Annotated in this window: 14 protein-coding genes; 6 read left to right on the top strand and 8 right to left on the bottom strand. The window is 63.5% G+C overall.

What is annotated here, in order from left to right; genetic code table 11:
• Positions 1-5: 5 nt before the first annotated feature.
• Positions 6-674, bottom strand: a complete 669-nt coding sequence (locus RH950_RS14920; protein WP_350058112.1) for a glutathione S-transferase N-terminal domain-containing protein — start codon at positions 672-674, stop codon at positions 6-8.
• A gap of 374 nt (positions 675-1,048) precedes the next feature.
• Between RH950_RS14920 and RH950_RS14925 the strand changes: the two genes are divergently transcribed.
• Positions 1,049-1,543: a hypothetical protein gene (locus RH950_RS14925; protein WP_350058114.1), complete on the top strand. Its 495-nt coding sequence runs from the start codon at positions 1,049-1,051 to the stop codon at positions 1,541-1,543.
• Positions 1,544-1,609: 66 nt separating this feature from the next.
• Positions 1,610-2,686 carry a hypothetical protein gene (locus RH950_RS14930; protein WP_350058116.1) on the top strand — a complete coding sequence of 359 codons (1,077 nt, stop codon included), beginning with the start codon at positions 1,610-1,612 and terminating at the stop codon, positions 2,684-2,686.
• Positions 2,687-2,726: 40 nt separating this feature from the next.
• Here RH950_RS14930 and RH950_RS14935 read toward each other — a convergent pair whose 3' ends face one another.
• Entirely contained in the window at positions 2,727-3,842 is a 1,116-nt protein-coding gene (locus RH950_RS14935; protein WP_350058118.1) for an LLM class flavin-dependent oxidoreductase, read from the bottom strand.
• 183 nt (positions 3,843-4,025) lie between these two features.
• Here RH950_RS14935 and RH950_RS14940 point away from each other — a divergent pair, with 183 nt between their 5' ends.
• On the top strand, positions 4,026-4,358 hold the full coding sequence (locus tag RH950_RS14940; protein WP_350058120.1) for an SHOCT domain-containing protein: 333 nt from the start codon (positions 4,026-4,028) through the stop codon (positions 4,356-4,358).
• A 305-nt stretch (positions 4,359-4,663) separates the two neighbouring features.
• On the opposite strand, the gene RH950_RS14945 is transcribed toward RH950_RS14940, so the two are convergent.
• Positions 4,664-6,532 (bottom strand): dihydroxy-acid dehydratase domain-containing protein, encoded by a 1,869-nt coding sequence (locus RH950_RS14945; protein WP_350058122.1) that lies wholly within the window; start codon positions 6,530-6,532, stop codon positions 4,664-4,666.
• A gap of 243 nt (positions 6,533-6,775) precedes the next feature.
• On the opposite strand from RH950_RS14945, the gene RH950_RS14950 reads away from it, so the two are divergent.
• Positions 6,776-6,952 carry a hypothetical protein gene (locus tag RH950_RS14950; protein WP_350058123.1) on the top strand — a complete coding sequence of 59 codons (177 nt, stop codon included), beginning with the start codon at positions 6,776-6,778 and terminating at the stop codon, positions 6,950-6,952.
• A gap of 17 nt (positions 6,953-6,969) precedes the next feature.
• Here the strand turns inward: RH950_RS14950 and RH950_RS14955 are convergent, their stop codons facing one another.
• A complete protein-coding gene (locus RH950_RS14955; protein WP_350058125.1) occupies positions 6,970-8,037 on the bottom strand; it encodes a hypothetical protein in 1,068 nt (355 codons plus the stop codon).
• 258 nt (positions 8,038-8,295) lie between these two features.
• On the opposite strand from RH950_RS14955, the gene RH950_RS14960 reads away from it, so the two are divergent.
• The gene (locus tag RH950_RS14960; RefSeq protein WP_350058127.1) at positions 8,296-8,871 is read left to right on the top strand and encodes a hypothetical protein; all 576 of its coding nucleotides are present in this window, start codon (positions 8,296-8,298) and stop codon (positions 8,869-8,871) included.
• A 333-nt stretch (positions 8,872-9,204) separates the two neighbouring features.
• On the opposite strand, the gene RH950_RS14965 is transcribed toward RH950_RS14960, so the two are convergent.
• Positions 9,205-10,092, bottom strand: coding sequence for a sugar ABC transporter substrate-binding protein (locus RH950_RS14965; RefSeq protein WP_350058129.1), 888 nt, complete (start codon positions 10,090-10,092; stop codon positions 9,205-9,207).
• A gap of 153 nt (positions 10,093-10,245) precedes the next feature.
• On the opposite strand from RH950_RS14965, the gene RH950_RS14970 reads away from it, so the two are divergent.
• A complete protein-coding gene (locus tag RH950_RS14970; RefSeq protein ID WP_350058131.1) occupies positions 10,246-10,758 on the top strand; it encodes a BLUF domain-containing protein in 513 nt (170 codons plus the stop codon).
• 49 nt (positions 10,759-10,807) lie between these two features.
• On the opposite strand, the gene RH950_RS14975 is transcribed toward RH950_RS14970, so the two are convergent.
• The 3 genes from RH950_RS14975 to RH950_RS14985 all read right to left on the bottom strand — a co-directional run bounded on the left by RH950_RS14975 (position 10,808) and on the right by RH950_RS14985 (position 13,307).
• The gene (locus tag RH950_RS14975; protein ID WP_350058133.1) at positions 10,808-11,299 is read right to left on the bottom strand and encodes a hypothetical protein; all 492 of its coding nucleotides are present in this window, start codon (positions 11,297-11,299) and stop codon (positions 10,808-10,810) included.
• Positions 11,300-11,400: 101 nt separating this feature from the next.
• Entirely contained in the window at positions 11,401-12,831 is a 1,431-nt protein-coding gene (locus tag RH950_RS14980; RefSeq protein WP_350058135.1) for an FAD-dependent oxidoreductase, read from the bottom strand.
• Positions 12,832-12,890: 59 nt separating this feature from the next.
• Positions 12,891-13,307 carry a PadR family transcriptional regulator gene (locus RH950_RS14985; protein ID WP_350058137.1) on the bottom strand — a complete coding sequence of 139 codons (417 nt, stop codon included), beginning with the start codon at positions 13,305-13,307 and terminating at the stop codon, positions 12,891-12,893.
• Positions 13,308-13,356 lie beyond the last annotated feature (49 nt).

The raw sequence follows: 13,356 nt of genomic DNA on the forward strand, positions 1-13,356 counted from the left end.
AAGCATCATGAGACGACACACCATTTTGGCGGCACGGACTGCGCCGGCGGAACCGGGCGACCCGGCGGGTTACGGGGCATGGTGAGACGGAAACTGTCGCCCGCGACAAACCGGCCGAACCAGTCTGCAAGGACCGGACAATGCCCGCGCCAGGCCAGCTCCTCGTAGCGGAAGGCTATGTAGCCCAGCGCCGCTGCGGTCGCGATCTGGTCATGGCCGACGGCTGCTTCGGCATGCCACGAGGCCGCCACACCATCCAGCGCCAGCAGCGCGTGGGAGATCGCAAGATCCTGACGGTCGATAAATTCCCGGGAGATCAGGCTGCGCGGCTCCCGCAGCGCCTCGTTGCGGCGCAGATTGGCCGCATCCGCCAGTCCGTCCGCCAGGGACTCCGTCCTGAGCACCCGCCAGCGCTCCGGCCCCTCCTCCGGAATCCGGCGCGGCCCCCGGTGCAGGGTATCGAGATAGCCGCAGATCACGGTCGAATCATACAGCGCGCTGCCATCCCGCACTTCCAGCGCCGGGATCTTTCCAAGCGGATTGAGAGGCCTCAGGACAACCTCTTCCGCCGGGTTCGTGTAGACCTCCTCGACGCTGTCCATCAGACCGGTTTCCATCAGGAAGATCTTCACCTTGCGGACATAGGGAGAGGTGTATGAGGAATGCAGACGCATGGCCTTCGTTCCGGCTCGGGGTTTCATCTGTGGTCCGCCAGGCAGCGCATGACCCGGCAGGGCGGACAGTCACTCTACCCCCAAACAATGACTCCGAGCAGAGGTAAGACGGCTCTCTCAGGAATGAGCGTGCTGCCTGTTCGGCCATGCCGGAGTGACCGCCTCAGTCTTCCATGCAGCGATAGCGCGTCGGCCAGACCTTCCGGGCCGTCTGGATCGGCGAGGATCTCCGCCGCCTCGGCGCCGGTTTCCGTGATCAGCCCGGAAAGACCGACGCGCCGGACCGACGGATCGGTTTGCGTTCTGTTTCACGAATCCGCGTTTGCGCCGTCTACCGGATGGAACAGCCAACGGCACCGGAAGCGAGGCGACGAATGTATGACGATCAGAAAGCCGAATGGGACAAGGTCTGGGAGCTTGGAAAATCCCTGAAACTCGGTGTGACGGTCAAGGGCGTCACCGCGGAAATCCCTGGCATGCTCGACAAGTTGAAGAGCGCAGCCACCTCCTGGCAGCAATTCGTCGTCGCCTATAACGCCGCGAAGCCGGACGCACGGGAGCCACTGCAGCAGAAGGTCAGCGCCGGGGCCGAAGCCATCCAGACACAGCTGGGCGCTCTGAAATCCGCGCTCGACAAGCAGATCACCGCGAACAAGTCCACGCCGCTCGGACAGTTCCAGCTGCCCCAGGACGGCCCGGCCGCCACCGCCAATCCCGGCCTGACCGCGCTCGCCGGGCAGCTCGCCGCCGCCGGCACGGCACTGGAAATCGAGATGATGGGCGGGGATGGCAGCGCCTCGGACGCGCCGATCAGCTTGCCGGTCGAGGAAGAAACCCTGCCACCGCCCGACTGGCTGAAGACGAGCTGAGCCGGAGAGTGAGCCCGTCGCCCGCTCCGTCATGAATGCCCGCAACGCTGCAGAGGACCGCACGCCATGCCACAAGTCGATCTCAGCCCGAACTATACCTTCACCGCCGGTCAGAATTCCGTGCCGTCCTTTGTCGACGCCCTGTTCGCGCCGCGGATCCGGGGCGCCGCCGGGTTCGAAACCGCCATCGGCACGGCCGCCGCGGCCGACGAGACGGACGTCATGCTGGTCACTGATCAGGCCCTGCAGCTGATGCAGCAAAGCCTCTGGACGTCATGGAACAGAACCGTGACCGCGTTGCCGCCGACACCGATGCCACCGACCCCGGCGGGCACGCAGCAGACCGACTGGGTCTTCATCTATGAGCTGGTCAAGTACATCCAGGCTCACAGCCTCGCCATGTGGGTCCCGGACATCAGCTTTTTCAGCATGATCCGCGGCGTTCCCGCCTATGCGCTCAACAAGTATTCGAAATTCCGGCTGTACCACTCGCAGACGGAGATCGCCGGCGGTGGCACCGCGCAGGCCGGCAATGTCGCCAAGTTCCTGCGCCTCTTCCTGTCCGGCGCCCATGTCGTCGTCATCCATTCCGCCGACGATCTGCGCAATCCGCTGCCGTCCTTCTACGACCTGTTCGGCCAGGCCCCGCTGCAGCCCCATTCCTCCACAGCGATCGGGCATTCCCACTATACATCGACGGTGGCCCTGCGGACCGGCTGGGCCTATCCGGCGAACATCACCACGGACAGCGCTCCTTCTCCCTGCCCCTTCATCTGCGCCCTGCTGGTGGACCGCACCGCGTCCCGCTTCAGCGACTACAATACGTTTTTCCAGCTTGAGGGCTGGCCCGGCATCGGCAGCGTCTGGACCGGCTTCGGCGCCAAGGGCCGGCACGGTGCGGACTATGCCACCCACCAGGCGACGAAATGGAACATCTCGACCTACGGGGCCACCCCGTTCAGCGAGAAACGCGGCCTGCCGGTCTTTCTCGCGCCGGAGCCCTGGCACCCCCTGTTCGATGTCGAGAACATCGCCCGGCCGGTCTATTACGGCGCGGACACCCCGCAGAAATGGCTGATGCAGCAATATATGACGGCGGGGACCGACCTGACGAAACGGATGCTGACAAGCAAGGCGGAGTGAGCGCGGCGGCGGGCCGGCGACGCCCGCTCCGGCGACAGGCCTATTCCGCCGCCCGGCTGCCGCGCTTGTCTTCCATGTATCGGTCGAATGCCGGCCAGACCTCTTCGGCCATGCGCGTGAAGGAGCGGCGCCACATGTCCTGCGTTCCCTCCATGTCATGCCCGGTCAGCATCAGGGTGCCGAAGTCGCCGATTTCGTCGCGGAAGGCGATCAGCTTGTCGAGCACGGTCTCCACGGTGCCGGCAATGACGAATTCCCGCGCCTTCTCCATCGCCTCGCGCCTGACCGCCTGCCAGTCGATGGAGGCAGGCGCGTCGCCGTTCGCGAGACGGCCCTGCGCCCCGAGATACTGGTAGTACCAGGAAAAGACGCCGTCCGGATCGGCCAGCATCTCCTCGGCCTGCGCATCGGTATCGGTGATCAGCACGGACCGGCCGACGCGCCAGACCGACGGGTCCGGCTTGCGCCCCGCCTTCTCCGCCCCGGCGGCATAGGTCGGCCAGTGGGTGGCGATATCGGCGGCGGGAACGAAATTGCCCGACAGCATGCACCAGCCGCGCTGGCCGGCGAAATTCGCAGTCATGGAATTAGCCCCGCGCACGGAAACGGCGATCGGCGGATGCGGCTGCTGGAAGGGCCGGATGAACCGGCCGATGCCCATCTCCGGCAACACCCGGTCAGCCATCTTCGCGGTGAAATGCGCGCCCTCATGGCTCCAGGGCGGGTCCTCGCTCCAGACCTTCTGGATCAGGTCGACGGCTTCCACCATGGCCATGGCCCGGGCCTTGTGGTCGAGATTGCCGAAAATCTCCCAGTCGCTCGACAGCCCGCCGGAGCCGATGCCGAAGATGAACCGGCCGCGCGCCAGATGATCGAACAGGGCCGCGTGCCCGGCGACCACGACTGGATGCTGCTGCGGCAGCGAGATCACGCCCGAGCCGAAGGTGATCTGTTTCGTCTCGGCGATCAGCGAGGCGTTGAACAGCAGCGGCGAGGTCACCGGCTCGGCGGTCGAGGTGTAATGCTCCCCCATCCAGGCTTCGGCATAGCCCAGCCGGTCCGCCAGGATCACAAGCTGCCGGTTCTCCTCAAGCACGGCCGCGAACTCCCGCGACGGCGGATGCAGCGGCATCATGAACAGGCCGAGCTTGGCCATGGGAGTCTCCCTGATGTTTTTTTGTATACAATCGAAGGATAGCACCGGGTCAGGTGGCGGGGAAGAGAACTGGTGTCGCCTTCACGGCCCAGCGCAACCAGCCCCCGTATTTCTCTATTGACCTTCCCCCTGCCTGAAGCGACAGACTGGAGTTTTACCAAACACCGGTTGGAGGAATCCGCGATGAAGCAGCCCTTCCTGTTACTGGCGACGGCGACAGCCGCCCTCGCCACCCTCAGCCTTACCGCCCCGGCAGCAATGGCGGACGCTGGAGAGGGCTATGGCGGATATCACCACATGATGGGCAGCGGCTGGTTCATGGGGCCGTTCATGATGATGGTCCTGATCGTCTTCCTGGTCGGGGCCGGGATCTACGCCCTGCGATATCTCGGCCAGACGGCGAAGCCGGACGCGGACTCGGCGCATGACAGCGCACTGACGATCCTGCGGGAACGGTTCGCCAAGGGCGAGATTGACCGGGAAGAATTCGAGGAACGCCGCAAAGCGCTGGAATAGCCGCCCCCGGTCCCGTCCCTTCGTCCTTTCGCTCCTTCACCCTCCCACCCTCACCGTCATCCCGACGCAAGTCGGGATCCACACGGTGGTGACGCGAAACAAGACCGGAAAATCTGGCCCGGATGGTTGCGGCTTACCCTCCGAGCTATGGATCCCGACCTGCGTCGGGATGACAACGAGGGAGGTCTGGATGACGATGAGGGCGGGGGATGACGATCAGCGGGAGGTCCAGCCGCAGCACCGCACATAAAAAAGGCCGGGGCACCTCGCGATGCCCCGGCCCTCTTTTCTCACCCCGTCCCGGATCAGAACGCCTTGACGCTGTCCGGGCGGTACTTGTTTTTCGGCACGAAGCCGGAGCGTGTCGCCTCGCGCGGCTCGCGGACCCAGACCTCGCGGTTCGGGTGCAGGCCGCCGCCGCGGCTTGCCGGGACCGCCGTGTGCCGGGCGCGGTGCAGCAGGCGGGTGTCGGCGACGCCGCAGAGCGGATGCACCCCGCCATTGTCGGCCACGACCTTGTCCCAGGCCGCCTTGCGGGCACTCATCACCGCCTTGTCGTTCAGCGCGGTGCAGATCAGCTCGTTCGTGGTCAGGTCGGCGACGATCTCGTCCCCGTCCTCGATCAGCGCGATCGGGCCGCCGAGCGCCGCTTCGGGACCGACATGGCCGATCACCAGACCGACCGAGCCGCCGGAGAATCGGGCGTCGGTCATCAGGGCGACGACGATGTCCCGCTCGCGGCAGAGCGTGGTGATGCGCGAGGTCGGGTCGAGCATTTCCGGCATGCCCGGCGCGCCGCTCGGGCCGGCATAGCGGATGATGATGATGTCGTTGTTCTCGAACACGTCCGGCGTCTCGTCCAGCGCCTTCAGCAGGGCCGGCTCGCCCTCGAACACCCGGGCCTTGCCGATGAACTTGTTGTCCTCGAGACCGCCCTCGACGCCCGCCAGCTTCAGGATGGCGGAGAAATCGGGGGAGAGATTGCCGCCGAGCACCCGCAGGCCGCCCGTCGGCTTGTACGGCTTCTCGACCGGATAGATCACCGTGCCGTCGGCCTTCCTGGTCTCCAGCCGCTTCACCTGTTCGGCCAGCGTCTCGCCGGTGCAGGTCAGCACGTCGCCGTTCAAGAGGCCCGCTTCCAGCAGCTCGCGCACGATCACCTGCACGCCGCCGACGCCGTCGATATCGACCATCGAGTATTTGCCGTAGGGCCGCGCGTCGGTCAGCACCGGCACGACATGCTCGGCCAGATGGTTGAACTCTTCCGGCGTGATCACCTCTTTCCAGAAATCGGCGAACCCGGCGGCGCGGGCGATTTCCGGCGCGTGCAGCGTCACGTTGGTGGAGCCGCCAATGGCCATGGCGACGATCATCGCGTTGCGCAGGCTGTCCCGGACCACGATGTCGCGCGGCTTCAGGTCGTTCTTCATCATCTCGGAGAGGATCTGCACCAGCTCGGCCGGGAACTCGTTCAGGCGGCGCGGATCGTCGGAGGCCGGGGCCACCATGTGCAGCGGCTGCATGCCGACGACGCCGATGAAGGTCTGCATCGTGTTGTAGGTGAACATGCCGCCGCAGCTGCCCATGCCCGGGCAGGCATTGCAGGAGATCCGGTGCCGGAACTCGGCGTCCGGGTTCCCGGCGACCTGGTAGGCCGACACGATATCGAGCGCTTCGCCCGTCTCCGGGTCCTTGCCCGGATGGATCGGCCCGTCCGACATGATGATGGCAGGCTGGTTATGCTCCAAGAGCGCGGCCAGCGTGCCGACCGGCGGCTTGTCGCAGGCGACGACGGCGATGGTCCCGGCGAGGCCGGTGGCCTCCAGATGCTCGCACAGCGCGTCGTTGGTGACTTCGCGGCCGATCAGCGAGTAGCGCATTTCCGGCGTGCCGTTGCGCACCCCGTCCGAGGTGGCGATGGTGAATTCCGGCTGCACCAGACGGAACGGCAGCTTGCCCGCCTCGCGGCCGATCCGGCCCTTCAGCGCCTCGTGGATCGCCTCCACCTTCTCCGCCACGCCGAGATAGCACTGGCTGTCCCCCTTGGTGCCGACCACGCCGACGGACGGCTCGTGGATCAGCTCCGGATCGGTGCCGAGCGCATTGGCAAGCCCGATGGTCTGGGCCGAACGGCCCGGATGGCGGTCGATAAGGACGGTCTTTGAATTCTTCACGGGAGCATTTCCTCAGGGTGGGCGCATATCACTCGGACGGCAGCGGCGAGGCTGCCAGGTTGTTTGGGCGGGATATTAGGACATGCGGGGGCGTGAGGGAAAGGGGTGGATGGTATTGACTGCTTGTTCCCTATCGCGGTGCGAACGGCTTGATCGGCAATTAAGTATTGCGTCACTTTATTTTTCGATAAATTGTCTTCTGTCCACTCAAACTACGATTGAAAATATAAACGGGAGAAAGCGATGACTCCAGTCAGACCTACAGGACAATATCGAATCAAAAATCCCGATGGTATGGAAGACGATGTGCAGGTAACTGATGGCGGAATAGACATGCCTATACCTGAATCGCTTTATCGCAATCGCGGTTATCAGCCCAATTGCGATACCTTGCCGTGGCGTGATGACAGCAAAAAGTGACTCTTATTTCCGGTGCCTCAAAACTGGTAGATCGCGAGCACGATTAAACCGCCAATCAAAGCCCAGAAAAACGGCCCTACACCGAATTTGAAAATCACGGTTTCACGCTCCCTAATAGCGTTCTCGATGGATTTCAGACCGGCAAAAATCTGACTATTTGGAACCACATCAGGGTTTGAGGAATTCTCCTGTCCGTGGTCCTGCGACTCATCTTGCTCTTCCAATGCATCTCGGTAACCTATCGCCGGTTGATTAGGCTCATCGACCGGCGCCACGACTGCAGCGCTTTCTACAATCGCGTCACCGTATGTGCGGTATTCCCTCTTTTCGAGATAATATGTTGTTGAGTGCCAAGGCTCGGAAAGACTTCGGTCCATCTCAGATCGGAAAGCCAACACTCTCAGACGGACAATGATGTGTGCCCGATAGTCGTGATCTTTCAAATCCGCGGCTATTCTTTGAACCGATGATAAAGGCATATAAACATCGACATCGAGCTCCCCTTCCTCCACCCCATCCATGCCTGACCATTTCAAGTCCGATTCACCAATAATGCTTAACATCCCGAGTGAATCCTCGCCGCTGGCATGAATTCTAATACTACCGCGCCTGGAAACACCGAACCTTGAAGGCCCCTTCCCGTCTTCCAGCACACCGATATGACTGTCGTCAGAAAGTGAAAAACTCCCGGAAATGGATATCTCGGTGCGCTCTTCTTTTGAGAAAGCTTTATTGTAAAGTAGCTGTCTCAATTCCTCAGCGTCGGCATCACTAGATCCGGCATCACCAAATTCCTGCCAACCCAAAATAGATTCGAATTCCCCGTCAGGCTTTAGAAACTCGACAAAATCGCCTCCAGAAACACCACGTTTTTCCCCGTAAAGATTCTCCGACTTTCCAAGTTCCGGAGCATAAATACACAGGAAAATGCTTTCCCAATTTGCATTCCAATTGAGAGTCCCACCATCTTCGTCCAAGTGTTCGAGGTAGAAAAAACGAGATTTCCGCTCCATGCCGCGATCGACCGGCTCATCACCTCTCAGAACAACCGGCTCCGGAGTCTCAGGCAGATCCGCATCAGTCATCGCGCCACACCTTCCCTCTCGTTCCGCATGACACCTCCCCCGAATGAGTTATCTTTGCACGCAAAACTCTAGCATCGGGGGCACCACAGCCAAAGCCCCTCACTCCCAGTCCCGGGCCGGGCTGCGGAGCAGATCGCCGTAGAGGCCCATGCCGTCAAGGTAGGTGGATCATCGTCCAGGAAGACGGATTCTCATATTTCACGGACCGTGATAAGCGGCGCCCAGATACAACCGCAGGCCATGAAGGAGCGCAACATAATGAAGACCGTTGAGACCCTGACTCACATACGTACAGAAGTGATTGATTTACTCGAAAAAGGTCAGGAGCAAATCTCATCTTCCGCGCTAATCCAATACTTGGACAACCTCATCCGAATGTCGGTGAACGGAGATGTTTCAGCGGTTGAAATAGAAAAATACAAGGCCTCGCTTCAGAAATGGATCGCAGATCATAGGCATAACGCCGAGCAAGATTTGGAAAATTTCCGTTCGGTTATCACCATGGGCCAGAACGCGATACGAGCCTCGATACTGCTCAATGGCGGTGCCTCAGTCGCGATGCTGGCTTTCATCGCCGATTTGGCAAAAGGGCATCCAGCGCTTGTTCCAGATTATGCATTCTGCATGGCCATCTTTGTTTTTGGCGCTCTATTGGCAACCATCGTCTCGGGAATGACCTACCTGTCGCAATGGCTCGGCGCTTATGGACAACGCAAATGGGGCTTCGGGTTGAATATCGCATGTATAGCGAGCGGCATTGCCTGTTACGGCGTTTTCACTTGGGGACTCTACGCGACGTACAGCGAGTTTCTGTTGTTCCCTGTCGCCATTTAGCGGCCCGCGCAATAGCCACTCTTGTGGATGACCTCGATGCTGGAAGGGAATTTAGGCTTAGATGATCGCTTTGCTACGATGTTCCAGTATGGAATTAAGGGGCTGCACGCCTTGCTTCATCGCTCCGTCGCACCCTCTCCGTCACTCTATAGACCACTCCCCCACTCCGGCAACGGACGCTCCTCATACGGACAGTCCCAGGCCGCGCAGTTCTCTCGCCCGATAACCTCCGCCGGAAGCGCGATCACTTCCGGCACCGCCTCCCCGTCCAGTATCCGCAGTGCCGCCATCAGCGCGGTGCAGACCAGTGCCGGAATTAAGGGGACACACGACTTAACTCCCCCACCCCGGCAACGGACGCTCCTCATACGGGCAATCCCATACCGCGCAGTTCTCCCGCCCGATGACCTCCGCCGGAAGCGCGATCACCTCCGGCACCGCCTCCCCCTCCAGAATCCGCAGCGCCGCCATCAGCGCGGTGCAGACCAGCGCCGGGGCGTCGAAGCTGACCGTGGCGAGCATGCGGCCCGCGCGGATGGCCGTGATCGCTTCCGGCATGGCGTTCATGCCGACCACGGGGATGGCGAGGCCGGCGGCGTCGAGGACCTCCAGCGCGCCGAGGGCCATTGCGTCATTGGCGGCGATGAGGCCGTCGAGCTGCGGGTGCTGCGCCAGTATCCGCGCCATCGCCTCCCGACCGCCGGGGCGCTGGTACTGGCCGGTCTCGCGGGCCGCGACGGAAATCTCCGGGTGCTTCGCCGCGGCGTCGAGAAAGCCCCTGGTGCGCGGCGCCGTGGTCGGGGAGTTCGGTGCGCCCTCGATGATGCCGATCCGGCCGCGCCCGCCCAGCTCCCGGATGAGGGTCTCCGCCGCCGCCACTGCCAGGGCGTAATTGTCCGAGGTGACGACGCTCGCGGGCGTCACCCGGTCCGAATGGGCGACGAAACAGACCAGCGGGATCCCGGCATCCTTTGCCCGCTGCAAGCTCTCGTCGAGGGCCGAGGGGTGGACGGGGGCGATCAGGATGGCGTCGGGGCGGCTGTCGATGGCCCGGGAGAGCAATGCCCGCTGCTCGCCGATATCGTCCGGGGTGTCCGGCGCGGCCCCGGTCAGATCGCAGCCGAGGGTCTCAGCCAGCCGTGCTGCGGCGATTTGCGCGCCGACATAGGCCGGATTGGTTCTGTTCTTGGTCAGACAGCAGATCCGGTAGCGTCCTGCCATTATCGGTCCCTCCCGCATCCAGATTTCCGCCCGCTTCACCATAAAGAACGGCACGGCGCCGCCAAGCCATTCCGGACACACGCCCTTAACCAGCCCTTAACGCTTAAGTCCTAGGATCCCGCCCAGCATCGTCGAACTGGATTGAACAGCGTTATGCCACCCTCCCGAATACAGAGCGAAGCCACCGGCTGCGCCAGCGGTTCCCCAACAGTCATTAAGCCGGGCACAGAGGCAACTATCTGGCAGGTCGCCTACTACAGTTCCGCCGCGTACCAGCACGAGACCGCCGATCTGCGTCGCATCATCGGGGCCTCGCGCCGTCGCAATAGCCAGCTCGGCGTGACGGGCATGCTGATCTACTGGCAGCAGTCGTTCTTCCAGGTCATCGAGGGGCCGCGCACTTCCGTCGAGACCATATTCGACAACTACATCGAGCCGGCGCGCTCACATACCGGCATCATCAAGGCAATGTCAGGAACCATATCCGAGCGGGCTTTCCCGTCCTGGTCCATGGCCGCACATGTTGCGAACGACTCGGATATCCTGCCCCTCGAGGCATTGGCCAGCCAGATCAGGGACGGCAATGGCTGGCTCGCTTCATCAGAAACCACCGGGACCGCCCTGCTCAAAACCTTCCTGTCGACCTCGACCCGGTTTGCAGACTGAGAAGCGCCCGCAATTCCTGCCCCGCCATGGAGTAATTCGGGCCTTACGCTCACGCGTTCCGGCCGGCGGCGCGGGCCGCGAGCATCTCCCGCATGAAGATTTCCGCCTCTTCCGGATCGCCGGTCACGATCACCCGACCCCCGAGGCCGTTCAGCGAGATATGCGCGTTGGTGAGCTTGCCGATCTTGCCATAGTCGGGATCGAGGGTGACGGTAGCGCCGTAGAAAGCGCCGATGCCGCCCGCCTTCAGCACCGCGACGATCGCGTCCATGTCCTGGATCGAGAAACTGTTCGCGTGCCGCTGGCGGTTGTCGAGGATGGCGAACATGGCGCCCGACGGGTTCAGCCGGGCGAGCGCACGGAAGAGCGGCAGGCGTTCCTTGATGCCGATCGGGGCGACCGCCCGGATCCGGTGCAGCACCTCCGCCCCGACCCGATAGGAGGCGTATTCGAACCCCTGCATCGCCCCGGTTTCGATCAGGTCGCCCTCAATAATGCGGTTTCCGGCCAGCATATAGCGGTCTTCGGTCAGCTCACCCATGTGATGTCATCAAAGCATCACCGGGCTGCGATCCGGAAGCGGTATTTCCGTATTCCGGTGCCCGGAGGCGCCCATGTCCGCCTTCCGCGCCGCGGCATGCCCTAGGCTGCGCTGCAGCCGCACCCCGCTTCGCCGGCGGCCTTTGCCGTTGCATCCTGCAGGCAGCACGCCTCCACACCGGACGGCGGCGGGCCGCCGCAGCAGGTCGAGGCCGAAGTCTCGGCTGGTTCCGGTTGCGCGGAGGGTCCGCAGCATCCGCCCGCGGCTTCCAGTTCTGCAGGCGCGCTGCACACCCCGGTCTCGGGCAGGTCGAGCTCGACCCGGGCCGCGGCCTCGTGATCGCCCGCCAGTGCGGCGGCGATGGAGCGGACCTGCTCGTAGCCGGTCGCCATCAGGAAGGTCGGTGCCCTGCCGTAGGATTTCATGCCGGCGACGAAGAAATCCCGTTCCGGATGTGCCAGCTCCCGGGCGCCGTGCGGGCGCACGGTGCCGCAGCTATGCAGGTTCGGATCGATCATCGGCGCGAGCGCGGCCGGCGCCTCCAGCCAGGGATCGAGGCCGAGACGGATTTCGCGCAGCATGGCGAGATCCGGACGGAACCCGGTCGCCCCGACAATCCGGTCGACCGGGACGCCATGCTCACTCTCGCCGAGCAGGCCGGTCACTCGCAAAGCCGCGCCGTCCGCGTCGATGGCGCGGATGCGGAACGGCATCAGCATCTGCAGCCGGCCGGCTTCGACCGCATCGCGCACGCGGGTGCCGAGCGCACCCCTGGCCGGGAGTGCGTCGGCCGCGCCGCCGCCGAAGACCGCATCGAGGCTGTCGCGCCGCAAGGCCCAGGTCACTTTCGTGCCGGGCGCCTGGTCCTGCAGCGTGAGCAGGTCGAGGATCACATTCATCGCCGAGTGACCGCTGCCGACCACCAGCACGCGCTTGTCGGCAAACCCGGCGCGGGCCTGCCCGAGCACGTCCGGAATGCCGTAGGAAATGCGCGACGCCAGCGCCTCCTCGCCCGGCGCCCCGATGCCGCCCGAGCCGACCGGGTTCGGGGTGTGCCAGGTGCCGGAGGCATCGATCACCGCCCGGGCTTCCACGCTGCTCCCGTCCGCCAGGCGCAGCGCGAAGGGCTGCTGCTCGCGCCCCACTGTCCGGACCTTGTCGAAATCCCGGCGTCCGACAGAGGAGACGCGGGCGCCGAAGCGCAGATGCGGCCCGATTGCGTCCAGGCGGGAGAGCGGGACGAGGTAGCGTTCGACAAGCTCCAGACCGGTCGGCAGCGCGGTGCCTTCCGGTGCCGTCCAGCCGGCCTCCGCGAGCATCCGGCCCGCGGTCCGGTCGATATTGTACATCCAGGGGGAGAACAGCCGGACATGCCCCCATGCGCGGATCGCCGCGCCAACCGCATCGCCGGCTTCGAGCAGGAGAAACGGCACGCCGCGCTCCGCCAGGTGGGCCGCGGCCGCGAGGCCGACCGGCCCGGCGCCTATGATCGCAACCGGCAGCGCGCGGGGGGAAGCTTTCGGCATGGTCATCCGCATGTCTCCATATTGTCCATCGATATATCGATGGGTGATATTACAAGATAAAAAACTCAGCCGCAGGCACCTGGATCGCATTGGTCCGGACAACTGGCCGAGATACAGGCTCCGATATCGCTCCAGGCTTCGACGGCAACCCGAAATGCCGTCCGGCCCCTGTCGGTGATGGAATAGACCTTGCGCCGCCGGCCGCCCACGACCTGCTCCTCTGCCGTCACATAACCGCCGGCCTCGAATTCCTTCAGGACGGGATAGAGCGCGCCCGGAGTCGGGGCGCAGCAGCCCCGGGTATGCCCCTCGACGGCCCTGGTGATGTCGTAACCATGCAGGCTGCGCTGGTTGAGAACGCACAGGATGAAGAACTTGGAGAGGCTCATCTTGATGAGGCCGTTCCAGTATCCGCGATCCGTGTAGTCAACCTCGGTAACCGGAGCCGCCTTCACGCGGCCAGATGAAAGTGTCGTGCTCATGCCATCATCCTAGCGCGGCAAATATGTTATATCAATGGGCAATATATTG

This window comes from Nisaea sp. (genome assembly GCF_040217065.1).
GTDB lineage: Bacteria > Pseudomonadota > Alphaproteobacteria > Thalassobaculales > Thalassobaculaceae > Nisaea.